General features: G+C 72.3%; 13 protein-coding genes and 3 tRNA genes. 9 read left to right on the forward strand and 7 right to left on the reverse strand.

Annotated elements, in window-relative coordinates; genetic code table 11:
- Positions 1–6 precede the first annotated feature (6 nt).
- The 4 genes from GGE06_RS02595 to GGE06_RS02610 form a co-directional block, all read right to left on the reverse strand.
- Positions 7–1,935 (reverse strand): ABC transporter ATP-binding protein, encoded by a 1,929-nt coding sequence (locus GGE06_RS02595; protein ID WP_116161131.1) that lies wholly within the window; start codon positions 1,933–1,935, stop codon positions 7–9.
- Entirely contained in the window at positions 1,935–3,668 is a 1,734-nt protein-coding gene (locus GGE06_RS02600; protein WP_184929926.1) for an ABC transporter ATP-binding protein, read from the reverse strand. Before GGE06_RS02600 ends, GGE06_RS02595 begins: the two co-directional genes overlap by 1 nt.
- 95 nt (positions 3,669–3,763) lie before the next feature.
- Positions 3,764–5,203 (reverse strand): FGGY family carbohydrate kinase, encoded by a 1,440-nt coding sequence (locus GGE06_RS02605; RefSeq protein ID WP_116161133.1) that lies wholly within the window; start codon positions 5,201–5,203, stop codon positions 3,764–3,766.
- Between the two features lie 29 nt (positions 5,204–5,232).
- Positions 5,233–5,547, reverse strand: coding sequence for a YtxH domain-containing protein (locus tag GGE06_RS02610; protein WP_184929927.1), 315 nt, complete (start codon positions 5,545–5,547; stop codon positions 5,233–5,235).
- 134 nt (positions 5,548–5,681) lie between these two features.
- Here GGE06_RS02610 and GGE06_RS02615 point away from each other — a divergent pair.
- The 3 genes from GGE06_RS02615 (at position 5,682) to GGE06_RS02625 (ending at position 6,075) form a co-directional block, all read left to right on the forward strand.
- Positions 5,682–5,754 (forward strand) — tRNA-Asn (locus GGE06_RS02615).
- A gap of 5 nt (positions 5,755–5,759) precedes the next feature.
- A tRNA-Asn gene (locus tag GGE06_RS02620) sits at positions 5,760–5,832 on the forward strand.
- Positions 5,833–5,998: 166 nt separating this feature from the next.
- Positions 5,999–6,075 (forward strand) — tRNA-Ile (locus GGE06_RS02625).
- A 129-nt stretch (positions 6,076–6,204) separates the two neighbouring features.
- Here the strand turns inward: GGE06_RS02625 and GGE06_RS02630 are convergent.
- The 3 genes from GGE06_RS02630 to GGE06_RS02640 all read right to left on the reverse strand — a co-directional run bounded on the left by GGE06_RS02630 (position 6,205) and on the right by GGE06_RS02640 (position 8,028).
- Entirely contained in the window at positions 6,205–6,846 is a 642-nt protein-coding gene (locus tag GGE06_RS02630; RefSeq protein ID WP_116161135.1) for a hypothetical protein, read from the reverse strand.
- Complete coding sequence (locus GGE06_RS02635; protein ID WP_246532290.1) at positions 6,843–7,418, reverse strand: SigE family RNA polymerase sigma factor; 576 nt, start codon at positions 7,416–7,418, stop codon at positions 6,843–6,845. Before GGE06_RS02635 ends, GGE06_RS02630 begins: the two co-directional genes overlap by 4 nt.
- 88 nt (positions 7,419–7,506) lie before the next feature.
- Positions 7,507–8,028 (reverse strand): hypothetical protein, encoded by a 522-nt coding sequence (locus GGE06_RS02640; RefSeq protein WP_147321099.1) that lies wholly within the window; start codon positions 8,026–8,028, stop codon positions 7,507–7,509.
- A 351-nt stretch (positions 8,029–8,379) separates the two neighbouring features.
- Between GGE06_RS02640 and GGE06_RS42210 the strand changes: the two genes are divergently transcribed.
- The 6 genes from GGE06_RS42210 (at position 8,380) to GGE06_RS02665 (ending at position 16,716) form a co-directional block, all read left to right on the forward strand.
- Positions 8,380–8,799 (forward strand): hypothetical protein, encoded by a 420-nt coding sequence (locus GGE06_RS42210; RefSeq protein ID WP_246532291.1) that lies wholly within the window; start codon positions 8,380–8,382, stop codon positions 8,797–8,799.
- Positions 8,796–9,806: a phosphate ABC transporter permease subunit PstC gene (pstC, locus tag GGE06_RS02645; protein WP_246532292.1), complete on the forward strand. Its 1,011-nt coding sequence runs from the start codon at positions 8,796–8,798 to the stop codon at positions 9,804–9,806. The genes GGE06_RS42210 and pstC overlap by 4 nt, the downstream gene beginning before the upstream one ends.
- On the forward strand, positions 9,803–11,077 hold the full coding sequence (pstA, locus tag GGE06_RS02650) for a phosphate ABC transporter permease PstA (RefSeq protein ID WP_116161138.1): 1,275 nt from the start codon (positions 9,803–9,805) through the stop codon (positions 11,075–11,077). The genes pstC and pstA overlap by 4 nt, the downstream gene beginning before the upstream one ends.
- A 125-nt stretch (positions 11,078–11,202) precedes the next feature.
- Positions 11,203–12,996, forward strand: a complete 1,794-nt coding sequence (locus tag GGE06_RS02655; protein ID WP_116161139.1) for a phosphate ABC transporter substrate-binding protein PstS — start codon at positions 11,203–11,205, stop codon at positions 12,994–12,996.
- The gene (locus GGE06_RS02660; RefSeq protein ID WP_184929928.1) at positions 12,993–15,623 is read left to right on the forward strand and encodes a hypothetical protein; all 2,631 of its coding nucleotides are present in this window, start codon (positions 12,993–12,995) and stop codon (positions 15,621–15,623) included. The genes GGE06_RS02655 and GGE06_RS02660 overlap by 4 nt, the downstream gene beginning before the upstream one ends.
- A 97-nt stretch (positions 15,624–15,720) precedes the next feature.
- Complete coding sequence (locus GGE06_RS02665; protein WP_220378543.1) at positions 15,721–16,716, forward strand: substrate-binding domain-containing protein; 996 nt, start codon at positions 15,721–15,723, stop codon at positions 16,714–16,716.
- Positions 16,717–16,721: the final 5 nt, after the last annotated feature.

Raw genomic sequence — 16,721 nt, forward strand, 5'->3', positions numbered from 1 at the left:
GAGGCGTCAGTCGACCTCGGCGACCGCCTGCGCGAACTGCGCCGCGTACAGCCGGGCATAGGCCCCGCCGGACGCCAACAGCTCCTCGTGCGTGCCCTGTTCGACGATCGAGCCGTTCTCCATCACCAGGATCACGTCCGCGTCCCGGATCGTGGAGAGCCGGTGCGCGATCACGAACGACGTGCGCCCGTGGGCGAGTCGGGCCATCGCCTTCTGGATGAGGACCTCGGTACGGGTGTCGACCGAGCTGGTCGCCTCGTCCAGGACGAGGATCACCGGGTCGGACAGGAACGCCCGCGCGATGGTGATCAGCTGCTTCTCACCCGCGCTGACGCCCGCCCCGTCGTCCTCGATGACCGTGTCGTAGCCCTGGGGCAGGGTCCGGATGAACCGGTCGGCGTGCGCGGCGCGCGCGGCCTCCTCGATCTCCTCCCGGGTCACCTCGCGCGTGGCGCCGTACGCGATGTTGTCCGCGATGGTGCCGCCGAAGAGCCAGGTGTCCTGGAGGACCATGCCGATGCCCTTGCGCAGCTCCTCGCGGGACATCCTCGCGACGTCCACCCCGTCCAGGGTGATCCGGCCGCCCGTCACCTCGTAGAACCGCATCAGCAGGTTCACCAGGGTCGTCTTGCCGGCGCCGGTCGGGCCGACGATCGCGACCGTCTGCCCGGGGTCCACCGTGAGCGACAGGTCCTCGATGAGCGGCTTGTCTGCCTCGTAACGGAAGGACACCTGGTCCAGGGCGACCTTGCCCTTGAGGTCGATCGGCTTCTCGCTCGTCGGGCCGTCCGGCTCCTGCTCCTCCGCGTCGAGCAGCTCGAAGATCCGCTCCGCCGAGGCGACACCGGACTGCACCAGGTTCGCCATCGACGCGACCTGCGTCAGCGGCATGGAGAACTGGCGGGAGTACTGGATGAAGGCCTGCACGTCGCCGATGGACAGGGTGCCGGTCGCCACCCGCAGACCACCGACCACGGCCACCAGGACGTAGTTGATGTTCGAGACGAAGAACATCACCGGCTGCATCACGCCGCTGTTGAACTGGGCCTTGAACCCGGCCTCGTACAGCGCCTCGTTCTGCTCGCGGAAGTCCTTCGCGGACTCCTCCTGCCGGCCGAAGACCTTCACCAGGCTGTGCCCGGTGTACATCTCCTCCACGTGCGCGTTGAGCGCGCCCGTCGACTTCCACTGCTGCACGAAGTGCGGCTGCGAGCGCTTGCCGATCTTCGCCGCGACGAACACCGAGACCGGCACCGTCACCAGCGCCACGAGCGCGAGCAGCGGCGAGATCCAGAACATCATCCCGAGCACGCCGACGATCGTGAGCAGCGAGTTGATCAGCTGGCCCATCGACTGCTGGAGCGTCTGCGAGATGTTGTCGATGTCGTTGGTCGCCCGCGACAGCACCTCGCCGCGCTTCGCCTTGTCGAAGTACGAGAGGGGGAGCCGTGCCAGCTTCGTCTGGACGTCCTCCCGCATCCGGTAGACCGTCCGGTTGATCACCTTGATCGACATGCGGGTGGAGACCAGCATGAGCAGGCCCGCCGCCACGTAGATCGCGAGGACCCACAGCAGGACCTCGCCGACCGCGCCGAAGTCGATGCCCTGCCCGGGGGTGAAGTCGACCCCGGACAGCATGTCGGCCATGCCGCTGTCGCCGGAGGCGCGGAGTTTCTCCAGGGCCTGCGCCTTCGTGGCGCCCTCGGGCATGTTCCGCCCGACGACCCCCGCGAAGATCAGGTCCGTCGCCTTGCCGAGGATCTTCGGTCCGACCACGGAGGCCGCCACCGACAGCACGCCGGCGATCAGCATCACCCAGAGCGTCCTGCGCTCGGGCGCCAGCTGCTTCAGCAGCCGCTTGCCCGAGCCCTTGAAGTCCATCGACCGCTGGTCGGGGCCGCCACCGGCCATCATGCGTCCGCCAGGACCGGCCATCAGGCTGCCTCCGCCTCGGTCAGCTGGGAGAGCACGATCTCCCGGTACGTCTCGTTGTCCGCCATCAGCTCGCGGTGCCGTCCGGTGCCCACGACCCGGCCCTCGTCGAGGACGACGATCCGGTCGGCGTCGCGGATGGTCGACACGCGCTGGGCGACGATCACCACGGTCGAGTCGGCCGTCTCCCGGGCCAGCGCGGCCCGGAGCAGGGCGTCCGTCTCGTAGTCGAGCGCGGAGAAGGAGTCGTCGAAGAGGTAGATCTCCGGCCGCTGCACGAGCGTCCGCGCGATCGCGAGCCGCTGCCGCTGCCCGCCGGAGACGTTGGTGCCGCCCTGTGCGATCGGGGCGTTCAGACCGTTCTCCAGCTTCCGTACGAAGTCGGCGGCCTGGGCGACCTCCAGGGCGTGCCAGAGCTCCTCGTCGGTCGCGTCGGGCTTCCCGTACCGCAGGTTCGTCGCCACCGTCCCCGAGAACAGGTACGGCTTCTGCGGGACGAGCCCCACGGTCTTCGCCATCAGGGACGGGTCGAGCCTCCGCACGTCGACGCCGTCGACGAGGACCTCGCCGCCGGTGGCGTCGAAGAGCCGGGGCACGAGCCCGAGCAGCGTCGACTTGCCGCTGCCCGTCGAACCGATGATCGCGGTGGTCTCACCGGGGCGGGCGACGAGCGCCACGTCCTTGAGGACCGACTCCTCCGCGCCCGGGTACCGGAAGTCCGCACCCTTGACCTCCAGGTGCCCCCGCTGGAGCAGCTTCGTCACCGGCTCGGCCGGCGGCACGACGCTCGTCTCGGTGCCGAGGACCTCCTCGATGCGCTCCGCGCAGACCTCGGCGCGCGGCACCATCATGAACATGAAGGTGGCCATCATCACGGCCATCACGATCTGCATCAGATAGGCGAGGAAGGCGGTCAGCGCGCCGATCTCCATCCCGCCGCTGTCGATGCGGTGCGCGCCGAACCAGACCACGGCCACGCTGGAGACGTTCACGACGGTCATCACCGTCGGGAACATCAGCGCCATCAGCCGCCCGGTCGCCATCGACACGTCGGTCAGCTCGCCGTTGGCTCCCCGGAAGCGCTCCTCCTCGTACCCGTCCTTCACGAAGGCGCGGATGACCCGGTTGCCGGTGATCTGCTCGCGCAGCACCCGGTTCACCGTGTCGAGGCGCGTCTGCATGGTCCGGAAGAGCGGCCGCATCTTCCGCACGATCAGCGAGACGGAGACGCCGAGGACCGGCACCACCGCGAGCAGCACGGCCGACAGCGGGACGTCCTGGCCGAGGGCCATCACGATGCCGCCGACGCACATGATGGGCGCGGAGACCATCAGGGTGAACGCCATCAGGACCAGCATCTGGACCTGCTGGACGTCGTTGGTCGTACGGGTGATCAGCGAGGGGGCGCCGAAGTGGCCGAGCTCCCGCGCGGAGAAGGACTGCACCCGGTCGAAGACCGCGCCGCGCACGTCGCGGCCGAGCGCCGAGGCGGTGCGCGCGCCGTAGTACACGGCTCCGATGTTGCAGACGACCTGGACGACGGAGATGCCGACCATCAGGGCGCCGAAGCGCAGGATGTAGCCGGTGTCCCCGTTGACGACACCGTTGTCGATGATGTCGGCGTTCAGGGTCGGCAGGTAGAGGCTCGCGCTGGTCTGCAGGAACTGCAGCAGGACGAGCAGCGCGATGGGTTTTCGATAGGGCCGCAGGTGGGTTCGGAGAAGTCTTATGAGCACGGCTCCTACTATCGCCCGCGCCCCTGTGACGTTACGAACGGTTTCGGGGCGCGGCCGGAGCCCTGGTCAAGACTTTACGAACGCACGTGCGCCCCTCAGGAGCCGAACGCGCCGGGGTGGATCTGCTCCCGCGTCGCCACGTACTGCTGCCGCACCGCCTGCCCCGCCGACAGGTCGTCGCCGGGCTCCAGGATCTGAGCGACCGCGCCCTGCCAGGCCGGGGGAGCGGCCGGGGACAGCGTGCCCCGCGCGACCCCGAGCGCCCAGGCGGCCTGCCGGGCCGCGCCGAGCGCCGCGTAGTCGGCGGGCTGCGGGACGACGACCTGCGCGCCGAACAGCGCCGGCGCCAGCGCCTGCACGGCCGGCAGGGCGGCCGCCGCGCCGAGCAGAAACACCCGCCGCACCTCGACGCCCCGCCCGCGCAGCACGTCCATGGCGTCGGTGAGCGCGCAGAGCATCCCCTCGAACGCCGCCCGCGCCAGGTGCTCGGGCTTCATCGACTCGCGCCGCAGCCCGCTGAGCGTGCCCGCGGTGTGCGGCAGGTTCGGCGTCCGCTCGCCCTCCAGATAGGGCAGCAGGACGAGCCCGGAGGCCCCGGGCGTCGACTTCAGCGCCAGCGCGGAGAGTTCGTCCAGCGATTCCAGGCCCAGCATCTCCGCGGTCCCGCGCAGCGCCCGCACGGCATTGGAGGTGGAGACGACCGGCAGGTGCATGCCGGTGGCGTCGGCGAAGGAGGTGATCATGCCGTTCGGGTCGGCGAGGGCCTCGTGGTGCACGGCCATCACGGAGCCGGAGGCGCCGAGCGAGACGACCGCGTCGCCGGGGCCGAGGCCGAGGCCGAGCGCGGCGGCCATCGTCTCGCCGGTGCCGGCGGAGACGAGGAGGCCCTCGGGGGTGATGCCGGCGGCGTCGGAGGGGCCGAGGACCTCGGGCAGCATGGCCTGGTGGCCGAGCGCGAGGTCGACGAGGTCGGGCCGGTAGACCCCGGTCCGCGCGGACCAGTAGCCGGTGCCGGAGGCGGCGCCGCGGTCGGTGGTGCGGCGGGCGGGCCGGCCGAGGAGCTGCCAGACGAGCCAGTCGTGCGGCTGGAGGATCATCGCGACCCGCTGGGCGTTCTCGGGTTCGCTCCGGGCCAGCCAGCGCAGCTTGGCGACGGGCTGCCCGGCGCCGGGCACGCTGCCGACGGCCTCGGCCCAGGCCTGCCGTCCGCCCAGCGACTCGACGAGGTCGGCGGCGGCGACCTGCGCCCGCTTGTCGTTGCGGACGAGCGCGGGCCGCACCAGGCCGCCCTGCGCGTCGAGCGGCACGAGCCCGTGCTGCTGGGCGGAGACGCCGATGGCCTCCACGCCCTCCAGGAGCCCGCCGGTGGCGGCCTCCCCGAGCGAGAGCAGCCAGTTCTGCGGATCGACGTCGACGGCCTTCGGTTCGCCGGGATGCGCGGCGTACCCCTGCCGCAGTACGGCACCCGTGTCCGTGTCACAGACGACGATGCGTGTGAACTCCGCAGAGCTGTCCAGTCCGGCGACTATCCCCATGACACATGATTCTGCCGTACCGGAGGGGTTCAGGTGTTGCTGGTGCCCCAGTCGTCGTCCTCGTAGACCTTGCCGTTGCCCCGCTGCCGCTCGCGCAGCGCGTGGACCCGGTCGGTCACCGCGGACGGCAGCCGGTCGCCCACCTTGTCGCCCACCAGGTGCGCCGCCCTGCCCGCGGCCTGGCGGCCGGTCTGGGCGGCGGACTCGGCCGCGTTCCGTACGGCGGGGTTCTGGGCGAAGCCCTTCACCGACTTCTTCATCTGCTCGTAGCGCTCGCGTCCGGCCCGCGTGCCGACCACGTAACCGACGGCGAGTCCCACGACGAACGTCAGCTTGTACCGCACGGCGGCGATCCTTCCTGGAGGCCCTGGGGATACCGATTGGCGGAGCACCCCCCTGCTTGCGCTAATGTATGTCTCGCAGCGAGCGAGCGCCGCCCGGCAAGGGCCAGGTGGAGCCGATCGATGCAACGCAGCAATCCCCTGTAGCTCAATTGGCAGAGCAGCCGGCTGTTAACCGGCAGGTTACTGGTTCGAGTCCAGTCGGGGGAGCGCGATCCCCTGTAGCTCAATTGGCAGAGCATTCGGCTGTTAACCGGAGGGTTACTGGTTCGAGTCCAGTCGGGGGAGCGAGACGGAAAAGGACCCTTCGGGGTCCTTTTTCGCGTGTACGGGAACCATACGGAGCGCGGTGCGGTCTTCATGGTCGAGCAGAGCCGATCATCCGGAGCAGGAGATCGTATGAGCGGCTATGCTGCGGCAGACGGCGCGCACACATGTACGCGCCTCACCGTTCGGGGCGGTAGCTCAGCCGGTTAGAGCAGCGGACTCATAATCCGTCGGCCGTGGGTTCGAGTCCCACCCGCCCCACCACACGCCCGTGGTCGCAGGAAGGTTTCGTCTGCGACTGCGGGCTCTTTCGTCCCACGGTGCACCCGCTTCACGCGGGAACGCGGAGCGACACGCCGACATCACCCCGATGCCTCACGGGCGCGCGGTGGTTCAGCCTCTGCCGGGCTTGGCCAGCGTCGCCAGGACCGTGCCGTCGGCGCCCAGGACGGTGATCGTGCTGCCGTCCGTTCCGGCCCGCGTGGCGTACGCGTGGAAGGCGACCCAGCCGGGGCTGCCGGGCAGCGTGACGATGCGGGCGCCCACCGTCCGGCCCCCCACGGAGAGGGTCACCCCGGCGGGCCGCTCGGGGCCGCGGTAGATGCCGGCCCACACGGTGCCGCCGCCGTCGCCGGAGGCGGTGGCCGAGATCTTTCCCCCGGGCACCTCGGCCGCCTTCACCAGCTGCTCCGTGGCCTTCGGCACCCCCAGGTACAGGCCCTGGGCGGTCAGCCGCATCGTGTGGCCGCGGCCGAGCGGCACCTTCTCGCCCGGATCCACCACCCGCACGGCCGCCGGAGCCGGCGCCGGCGCCGAGGGCGCGGGGGGCGTGGAAGGGGAGTCGAAGGTCGCGGAGAACGCCGCACCGGCCACCGGGACGAGCACCGCGGCCGCCACGACGGCGGACCGCATCGCCCTGCGGCGCCGGCGGATCGTCCTTCCCCGCAGCATCACGGCCGCCGTCGGGGCCGTACCCACCGGCACGGCCGCGGCGGCCTCGTGGAGCGCCGCGGCCAGGGTCTCGTCCTGGGTCATCGGGGCATTCCTTTCAGCGCGACCGCGTCGCTCGGGTGGTCACGGGGTTCCCGGGGGCGTCCGGCCAGGGCGGCCAGGACGCCGTCGTCGCGGAGTACGGCCAGACCGCGGGCGATCTGGCTGCGTACGGTGCTCTCCCGGGTCCCCAGGGCCGCGGCGATCTGGGCGGGAGCCATGTCCTCGAAGTAGCGGAGCACCACCGCGGACCGCTGCCGCAGGGGCAGCCGGGCGAGCGCGTCCATGAGCGCGCCGCGGTGCTCCACCTGCGCGGTCCGGTCGGCCACCGCGGTCTCCGGAAGCCGTGAGGTGAACCACTCCCGGACGGTCCGCCGGCGGAACCCGTCCGCGTGAACGTTGATCATGATCTTGCGGACGTACGCGGCCATGTCGTCACTGTGCCGCACCCTGTCCCACTTGGAGTAGGCGCGGGCCAGGGCGTTCTGGGCCAGGTCCTCGGCGTCGTGGTGACTGCCGGTCAGCAGATACGCGGTGCGCATCAGGCTGGGCCAGCGGACGGTCATGAAGGCGTGGAACTCGTCGTCGGCGCTGTTCGAGTCGTCGGCGTTGCTCAACCGGACCTCGGGGGAGAGACGGGGACGGTGAAGGACACGTGCCGGGTTCGCCGCCGCCCCGTCCTGGGGCGGCGGCGACGGTATGCGACTAGGTCCGGACGGTGATCGAGGGCTTCATGGAGGCCTTCGCCTTCGCGTCGAAGACGTAGTAGGCGGCCCAGCCCGGCTTGCCGGCCAGGGCCACCACCTTCGCCTGAAGCGTGCGGCCCCCGACGGTGAGGGTGACCGTGGTCGTCGCCGTCACCGGACCGCGGTAGATCCCCGCGAACAGCGCACCGGAGGCGTCGCCGCGGGCGATCGTGGCCACCTTCCCGGGGAGCACGCCGGCCACCCGGAGGACCTCCGGGGCGGTGGCGCCCACGTGCAGGCCCTCCGCCGTCAGCCACAGCTCGTCGGCGCCGGCGGCGATCCGCTCGCCCGGCGCGACCACCCGCACGGAACCGGCCACGGAGGCCGCTCCGGAGGAAGCGACCGCGGGCGCCGCCGGCACCGGGGCCGTGTTCACGGACGCCGCGACCGCCGTCCCCATGCCCGTCGCGAGCACCGCGGCCCCCGCGACCGCGGCCAGCCGTCCACGCCTCCGCCTGCGCGCACCGATGGAAGTCGTCACAGTTCCTCCAGACCAAACAACGTCGGCCTCCGGCCACCCGGGCCGGAGCGGACGGGCCCGTTCGTCCCGTCCACCCCCCAGACGGCACCCGCGCCGCGGAACGCTGCTCCACGCGACGCCCCGTCACGTGTGGTGCTCGTCACACGCGAGGCCCCCACACATCTCCCAAGGGCTTCTCCCTCGCGTTCATGTTTTCTACGTCGCTGCTTCACCGGTCTGTGGAGCGGTCAGCGCCCAGCGCGGTGATTGTCATGCCCGCAGCCAGGTTGCGTGGCCGATTGTCGTCCACGCTGAGTTCCCGGCGAAGGGGGCGGCTCCGTGTCTCGGCCACGGTTTCTCTTTGTGTCATGGGTGGACGTCGAAAGACGTCAGGCGCCGGACGAGTGGACTCCGGCCGCGAACCGTGCGGAGGCGGTGAGCTGGCGGCTCGTCGGCGCCAACAACCACGAACTCGGCCGCGGCCCGGACTTCCACCGGGGCCACACCGCCTGCCACTCCGCCGTCGTACGGCTGCGCGACGGGCTCGACCGCGCGGTCCCCCTCGTCACCATGGCCGCCGACGCCGCCGGCACCTGGACCTGGCAGCTCGCCATGGACGACCGCTGCGTGGCCGTCGCCGCCCGGACGTACCGGCGCCAGCGCGAATGCCGCGACAGCCTCCAGCTCTTCCTCGCCGCCGCCGTCGCGGGGCAGGTGGCCTCGGGCGTGACGTACACACGCAGACTGCGCGGCCTGCGACTGCCCGACGCGGCCCGGAGGAACGTCTCTTGAGCACCGTCACCACCCCGGTCGCCGCCGACACCGACGTACCGCGCGCCAGGTCTGCGGCCAAGGACCCCGCCGACCGGCTCTTCCGCGTCGGCGCCCGAGGCGCCGGAGCCGTCGTCCTCGTCACCATGACCCTCGTCGGCGTCTTCCTCGGCGTCCGCGCGAGCCAGGCCCTTGCCGGAGCCGGCGGCTCCTTCGTCACCACCCCGGCCTGGGAGCCCGACTCCCACCGCTTCGGCATCGCCGCCGTCCTGCCCGGCACCGTCCTCATCGGCGTCACCGCGATCGGCTTCGCCCTGCCGCTCGCCCTCGGCACCGCGCTCTACATCACCGAGTACGCGCCCCGCAGACTGCGCCGCACCCTCGTCAGCCTCGTCGACCTGATGGCCGCCGTGCCCAGCGTCGTCTACGGACTGTGGGGCTTCTTCTTCCTCCAGCCCCACATCACCGGCCTGTCCCGCTGGATCTCCACCTACTTCGGCTGGATCCCGATCTTCGCGGTGAACGGCGCCGACCCGGACGACCCGCTCTCCCCGGCCACCGTCTACACCTCCTCGACCTTCATCGCCGGGGTCGTCGTGGCGCTGATGGTCACCCCCATCGCCTGCTCCGTGATGCGCGAGGCCTTCGCCCAGGCCCCGCCCGGCGAACGCGAGGGCGCCTTCGCGCTCGGGGCGAGCCAGTGGGGCGTCATCCGCACGGTCGTCCTGCCCTTCGGCAAGGGCGGCATCATCGGCGGCACGATGCTCGGGCTCGGCCGGGCGCTCGGCGAGACCATCGCCGTCGTCATGATCATCTCCCCGGTCTTCGTCTTCCAGCCGCACCTCCTGGAGAACGGCGCCAACTCCGTCTCCGCGCTGATCGCCCTGCGCTACGGAGCCGCCAGCCCGTTCGGCATGTCCGCGCTGATGGCCGCCGGGCTCTCGCTCTTCCTGATGACCCTCGTCGTCAACTTCATCGCGTCCTCCGTGGTCGCCCGCAGCCGGTCCGGAACGGGAGCCGAGGCATGACCCTGACCACCGACCAGATCCGCCCGGACGCCGCCGGCACCGTCACCCCGGACGTCGTCCCCGACGGCCCCGGCGCCCCCGCCGAGACCCGCCGCACGACGTCCGCCCTGCACGCCCGGGACGTCTTCGCCCTCGTCGGCGCCGGTGCCGCCGCCCTCGCCCTGACCTCCGTGATCTTCGGGCGGGTGCTGCCCTTCGACGGCGCCCTCGGCTTCACCGTCGTCGCCCACCTCGCCTTCATGGCGCTGTACGCGGTGCTGATCTCCCTCGACGAGAACGGCGCCGTGATCCGCGCCCGGCTCGCCCAGACCCTCGTCCACGCCCTGGCGTTCCTGCTGCTCGCCGCGCTGCTGTTCATCGTGGGCTACGCCCTCTGGCGCGGCCGGGAGGCCCTGCCCCATCCGAACTTCTTCACGGAGGACATGTCCGGCACCGGACCCCTCCAGCCGCTCACCGAGGGCGGCATGCTCCACGCCATCGTCGGCACCCTGGAGCAGATCGGCATCTCGCTGCTCGTCACGGTGCCGCTGGGCCTCGCCTGCGCGGTCTTCCTCAACGAGGTGCCCGGCCGGTACGCCCGCTTCGTCCGCACCATCGTGGAGGCGATGACCGCCCTGCCGTCCATCGTGGCCGGCCTGTTCGTCTACGCCACCGCCATCCTCGCCCTCGGCCTCGGCAAGTCGGGCTTCGCGGCCTCCCTGGCCCTCTCGGTGATGATGCTGCCGATCATCATCCGCGCCTCGGACGTGGTCATCCGCCTCGTGCCCGGCTCGCTCCGCGAGGCCTCCTACGCCCTCGGCGCCGGACAGTGGCGCACCGTGTGGACGGTGGTGCTCCCCACCTCCCGCTCGGGCCTCACCACCGCCGTCATCCTCGGCACCGCCCGCGGCATCGGCGAGACCTCCCCGGTGCTGCTGACCTCGGGCGCCGCCACCGGCCTCAACGCCAACCCCTTCGACGGGCCGCAGACCTCGCTGCCACTGGCCACCTTCACCCTGGTCGCCTCCCCGGAGAAGGCCATGATCGCCCGCGGCTTCGGCTGCGCCGCCCTGCTGATGGCCCTCGTCCTGCTGCTCTTCCTGCTCGCCCGGGTGATCGGCGGACGCGGACCGGGCCAGCTGAGCCGGCGTCAGCAGAAGCGCAGGACCGCGGCCTCGCTGCGCGACCTGGAGCGCATGGGGTCCCAGGCGTACGGACCCGACCCGTCCGGGGGCCGAGCGGACGGCCCCGGGCCCGAGGCCTCCGCCGTCCCGCCGCCCCGGGCCGGCTGACCGCCCGGCCGTACGCCCCCGACACCCGCCCCGACACCCCGGTACGACCCGCATCCGCCCGCGGACCCGGTTCCGTACGCGTGCCGGTACGACCCGCACCACCCGCCACCGATCAGGAGAACCCGATGTCCGGACGCCCACCGGCATTCCCCGCGAGCGTGCTGCGGCGCACCCTGGCCGTGCTCGTCACCGCCCTCGCCCTCGTGGCGCCCGCCGCGACGCCCGCCGCCGCCGAGAGCTACGTACCGGTCTCCGGCGCCGGCTCCACCTGGAGCCAGAACGCCCTCGACCAGTGGCGGGCCAACGTCAAGCAGTACGGGATGACGGTCAACTACAACGGCACCGGCTCCTCCGACGGACGCAACCAGTTCCGCAACGGCACCGTCGACTTCGCCGTCTCGGAGATCCCGTACGGCATCAACGACTCGGGCGTCGCCGACCCGCCGCCCTCGCGGAAGTTCAGCTACATGCCGATCGTCGCGGGCGGCACCGCCTTCATGTACAACCTGCGGATCGGCAACCGCCGGGTGACCAACCTGCGGCTCTCCGGCGAGAACGTCGCCAAGATCTTCACCGGCGCCCTCACCATGTGGAACGACCCCGCGCTCAAGGCCGACAACCCCGGGCTCGCGGCGAGCCTGCCCGCCCGCCGGATCGTCCCCGTGGTCCGCTCCGACGGCTCGGGCACCACCGCCCAGCTGACCACCTGGATGAGCAAGAAGCACCCCGCGATCTGGGACGCCTACTGCCGCCGGGCGGGCCGCAGCACCCCCTGCGGGCCGACCTCCAACTACCCCGTCGTCGGGGGCACCGGCATGGTCGGCCAGTCCGGCTCCAACGGCGTCTCCGGCTACGTCGCCCAGGACGGCAACCAGGGCACGATCACCTACGTCGAGTACTCGTACGCCGTGTCCACCACCGGCTTCCCGGTGGCCAAGATCCTCAACGCCAAGGGCTACTACACCGAGCCCACCGCCCAGAACGTGGCGGTCTCGCTGACCCAGGCGCGCATCAACTCCGACCTCACCCAGCGGCTCGACGGGGTCTACGACTCCACCGACGCCCGGACCTACCCGCTCTCCAGCTACAGCTACATGATCGTCCCGACGGCGGTGGAGTCGAACTTCAACCCGCAGAAGGGCAAGTCCCTCGGGGCCTTCGCCTACTACTTCCTGTGCCAGGGACAGCAGTCGGTGGACCGGCTCGGCTACTCGCCGCTCCCCATCAACCTCGTCCAGGCCGGTCTGGCCCAGGTCCGCCGCATCCCCGGCGTGGTCGCGGAGAGCATCGACATCCGCAGCTGCAAGAACCCGACCTTCTCCAGCGACGGCACCAACACCCTCGCCAAGACGGCCCCCATGCCGCGCGACTGCGACCTCAAGGGTCCCACCCAGTGCGACACCGGCACCGGCGGTGACAAGACCCCGACCCCGACGGGCAGTTCCTCCGGCGGCGGCACCGGCGGCGGCACGGGAGGCGCGAGCGGCGGAGCCGGCGGCAGCACCGGCGCGTCGGGCGGCACCGGCTCCGGCGGGGCCGCGAACGGCGGGGCCACCGGCTCCGCCGCGGGCGGCGCGACGGGCGGCGCCGCCGGAACCTCCGGCGCGGGCGCCACCGGCTCCGGCGGCGCGGCGTCCGGCGGCACGACCGGCGGCGCGCTCGACCCCGAGACCGGCCAGCCCCTCGGCGACGGCGGCGGCGCGGGCGGTGCGGGCGGCGGGGGAACGAGCGGAGGCGGCGCGGGCGGAGGCGGCGGCGAGCTGTACGGCGTCCCCGTGACCACCGCCGCGAGCGTCGGCGGCGGACTCCAGACCACCCTCATGGTGCTCGGCGCCCTGATGCTCGTCCTCGTCACCGTCGGCCCGCCGCTGCTGCACCGGCGGCTCGCCGCCCGCCGCACGGGGGAGGGCCCCCGATGACCCCCGTACGCCCCGGCCGGCTGCGCACCCTCCTCGGCACCCTGTGCCTGGCCCTCGTCCCCGTCGTCGCCACCGTCGGCACCGGCCTCGACCCGGCCGCCGCCCCCGCCTACGCCGCCACCGGGCAGAACTCGGCGGTGACGGTCTCCGGCACCGGCGAGTTCGCCGACCTGAAGGTCACCGTCGGCCAGACCCGCAACCTCGTCAACCAGGTCGTCAGGATCTCCTGGACCGGCGGCACGCCCACCGTCTCCGACACCGCCTACGCCGCCGACTACCTCCAGATCATGCAGTGCTGGGGCGACGAGCACGGCCCCGGGACCGACCAGTGCCAGTTCGGCGGCTCCTCCGCCCTCGGCGCGGGCGCCGGCAACCAGGCCGCCGGCGCGTACACCAACGGACGGCAGCTCAACTACGGCGCCCACCTCAAGGACTCCGAGAACCAGCCGCTGCCCCCGCCCACCCCCAGCGGCATCTCGTACGCGCCGTTCCGCTCGGTCACCGGCGACGACGTCAGCCCCGGCAACTGGAACGAGTTCTTCGACGTCAACAGCACCAACGAGGTCCCCTACGCCCGCACCGACGCCCGCGGCACCGGCGAGGTCCACTTCGAGATGCAGACCGGCGTCGAGGCGCCCGGCCTCGGCTGCGGCGCCGCCGTCGAGACCGCCGGCACCGTCACCGGCCGCGGCTGCTGGCTGGTGATCGTGCCGCGCGGCGAGAAGGAGGTCGACGGCAGCCCGTACACCTCCCAGTCCAGCGGCCAGCTCCAGTCCTCGCCGCTCAGCCCGGCCAACTGGAAGCACCGCATCACCGTCCCCCTCGGCTTCGAACCGATCGGCAGCTACTGCCCGATCGGCGCCGAGGAACGCGGCACCCTCGGCAGCGAGATGGCCGCCGAGGCCGTCACCCGCTGGCAGCCCACCCTCTGCCGCACCGGCGACCAGGCGATCTACGGCTACGCCCAGGTCCCCGACGAGACCGCCCGCGTCAAGCTGCTCTCCGGCATGCCCGGCCTCGTCTTCGTCGGCCGCGCCGCCCCCGCCTCCGCCACCCGCACCCCGGTCTACGCCCCGGTGGCGCTCTCCGGCATCACCATCGGCTACTCCGTCGAGAGCCAGGCGTCGTTCCGCGCCCCCGACGAGGTACGGCAGCGCAACGGCACCCGGATGACGACCCTGCGGCTCACCCCGCGCCTGGTCGCCAAGCTCCTCACGGAGTCGTACCGCGACGGCGTCTCCCGCTTCGCCGAGAGCGTCGCCGGGAACCCCGAGAACCTCGGCCGCGACCCGGAGTTCATCCACTACAACCCCGAGTACGCCGACCTGGACTTCGGCGGAAAGCTCGGCGACGCCCTCGTACCGCAGCCGCTCTCCGACACCACCCGGCAGCTGTGGGAGTGGGTCGCCCAGGACCCGGCCGCCGCCGAGTTCCTCCGGGGCACCCCCGACGACGAGGGCGCCCACGGCGACCCCGGCAACGCCGGCATGAAGGTCAACCCGCACTACAAGGACCTCGCCCTGCCGCTCGACTCCTTCCCCAAGAGCGACCCGTACTGCCAGACCTTCGACGACCGGCCGGAGCACCCGCTCTGCGTCCAGGACAAGAAGCCGTACGCCACCGACATGCACGCCGCGGCGCGCGCGGCCGGCCGCGGCGACACCCTGGCCCGCACCTCCTGGGACGCGACCGCGACCCCGCCCGCGTACAAGAAGGACCCGCCGCAGCCGGCCGGCCAGCGGTCCGTGCTCGCCGTGACGGACACCGCGACCGCCGACCGGTACGGCCTGATGAAGGCCGAACTGCTCAACGCCTCGGGCCGGTTCACCGCACCCGACGAGGCGTCCCTGACGGCCGCCGCGAAGGCCCGCAAGCCGGGACCGGGCGGGGTGAGCGTCCCCGACCCGGGCACCAGGGACCCCGCCGCCTACCCGCTGACCGTCCTCACCTACGCCGCCACCGTCCCCGCCGACCTCACCGCCGCCGAGGGACGCGACTACGGCACCCTGCTGACCTACGCCGCCGGCGCCGGGCAGACCCCGGGCGTCGCCGCCGGCAACCTCCCGCACGGCTACGCGCCGCTGCCCGAGTCGCTGCGCGCGCAGACCCGCGAGGCCGCGCGCCTGGTGACCACGAAGGCGGGCGTGAAGCCGTCGACGCACACCCCCACGCCGACGCCCGTACCGTCCACGTCCACCGGCACCGGCGGCACGACCACCGGCACCGGCTCCGACGGGGGCACCACCACCGGCGGCTCCGACAACGCCGCGACCGCGGGCGGTTCGGGCGGTTCGAACGGGGGCGCGTCGGGCGGATCGGGGACGGGCGGATCGAGCGCCGACGCAGGCGGTACGAGCTCCTCCGGGGGCACCGGCCCGCACACGGCCCCGAGCGCGACCCCGAGCACGAGCGAGTCCGCCCCGGCCGCCGCGACCACGAAACCCGCCCCCGGCACGCAGACCGTCACCGCCGTGGGCTCCCCGACACCCGTCTGGACGGTCGGCGCCGTCCGGAACGTGCTGCTCGTCTGCCTGGTCGTCGGCGCGCTCGCCGCCTTCGCCGGCCCGACGCTGCCGAGGTACCTGCCGCGCCTCGTGGCGGCCGTACGCGAACGGACGGGGAGGTGATGGTGCCCGAGAACGTCTGATTCGTCCGCGCCAACGGAAGTCCTGCACACGCGCCCCGGGCACCACCGGAGCGCAGCCTAGCCGAGGAGAACCCCCAGTGAACAAGAAGAAGACCGGCCTCGCGCTCGCCGTCGCGGCGCTCGCGGCCATCACCGTCGGCAGCGGCCTGGCCGCCGCCGACCCGGCCGGCCCTCCGCAGTACCGCCAGCTCGCCGGTGTCGGCTCCGACACCACCCAGGACGTCATGAACGGCCTCGCCGACGTCGTCACCGTGAACGGTCAGAAGGTCCTCGGCTCCTACGACGCCACGGGCTCCGCGACCATCACCACGAAGAACCCGGCGACCAACCCCAACTGCACCATCCCGCGCCCCAACGGCTCCGGCGCCGGACGTTCCGCGCTCCTCACCTCCCTCCAGAGCGGCAACGGGTGCCTCGACTACTCCCGTTCCTCCTCGCTGAGCCTCGGCGCGGCCAGCCCGGGCCTGACGTACGTGCCGTTCGCGATCGACGGCGTCAGCTACGCCATCACCCCCGGCTCCTCGATCCCGCGCAAGCTCGCGATGGCCGACCTCAAGGCCATCTACCACTGCGACCCCAACTACGTGGGCGCCGGGCCGAACTACGACCTGACCGTCTACCTCCCGCAGGCGGGCTCCGGCACGCGCTCCTTCTGGGAGTCGCAGATGGGCATCACCGAGACCGACGTCGTCGCCGGCGTCTACCCCTGCATCAAGGACAAGAAGGGCACCGCCCCGGTCCAGGAGCACGACGGCCGCGTCCTCGACGACAAGTCGATCGTGCCCTTCTCCATCGCGCAGTACCAGGCGCAGTCCTCGCAGACCATCGCCGACCTCCGCGGACGCGCCATCCTCGGCACGATCGAGGGCGTCGCGCCGACGGTCCTCAACACCGGCTTCGGCGTGAAGCGCGACGTCTACAACGTCATCCCGACGAGCAAGGTCACCACCTCCCCGTGGAGCGACGTCTTCGTCGGCCCGGACTCCGGGATCTGCAAGCAGTCCGCCGTGATCAACACCTACGGCTTCGCGACCAACCCGAACTGCGGCGACATCACCAAGCAGACCCCCTGACAGGA

The organism is Streptomyces nymphaeiformis (genome assembly GCF_014203895.1).
Lineage (GTDB): Bacteria > Actinomycetota > Actinomycetes > Streptomycetales > Streptomycetaceae > Streptomyces > Streptomyces nymphaeiformis.

Bases quoted from the DNA above. Each gene is read 5' to 3' on its own strand.
- GGE06_RS02595 (WP_116161131.1), bottom strand. From the start codon at position 1,935: ATGGCCGGTCCTGGCGGACGCATGATGGCCGGTGGCGGCCCCGACCAG.
- GGE06_RS02605 (WP_116161133.1), bottom strand. From the start codon at position 5,203: ATGGGGATAGTCGCCGGACTGGACAGCTCTGCGGAGTTCACACGCATC.
- GGE06_RS02630 (WP_116161135.1), bottom strand. From the start codon at position 6,846: ATGACCCAGGACGAGACCCTGGCCGCGGCGCTCCACGAGGCCGCCGCG.
- pstA (WP_116161138.1), top strand. From the start codon at position 9,803: ATGACCCTGACCACCGACCAGATCCGCCCGGACGCCGCCGGCACCGTC.
- GGE06_RS02660 (WP_184929928.1), top strand. From the start codon at position 12,993: ATGACCCCCGTACGCCCCGGCCGGCTGCGCACCCTCCTCGGCACCCTG.
- GGE06_RS02655 (WP_116161139.1), top strand. From the start codon at position 11,203: ATGTCCGGACGCCCACCGGCATTCCCCGCGAGCGTGCTGCGGCGCACC.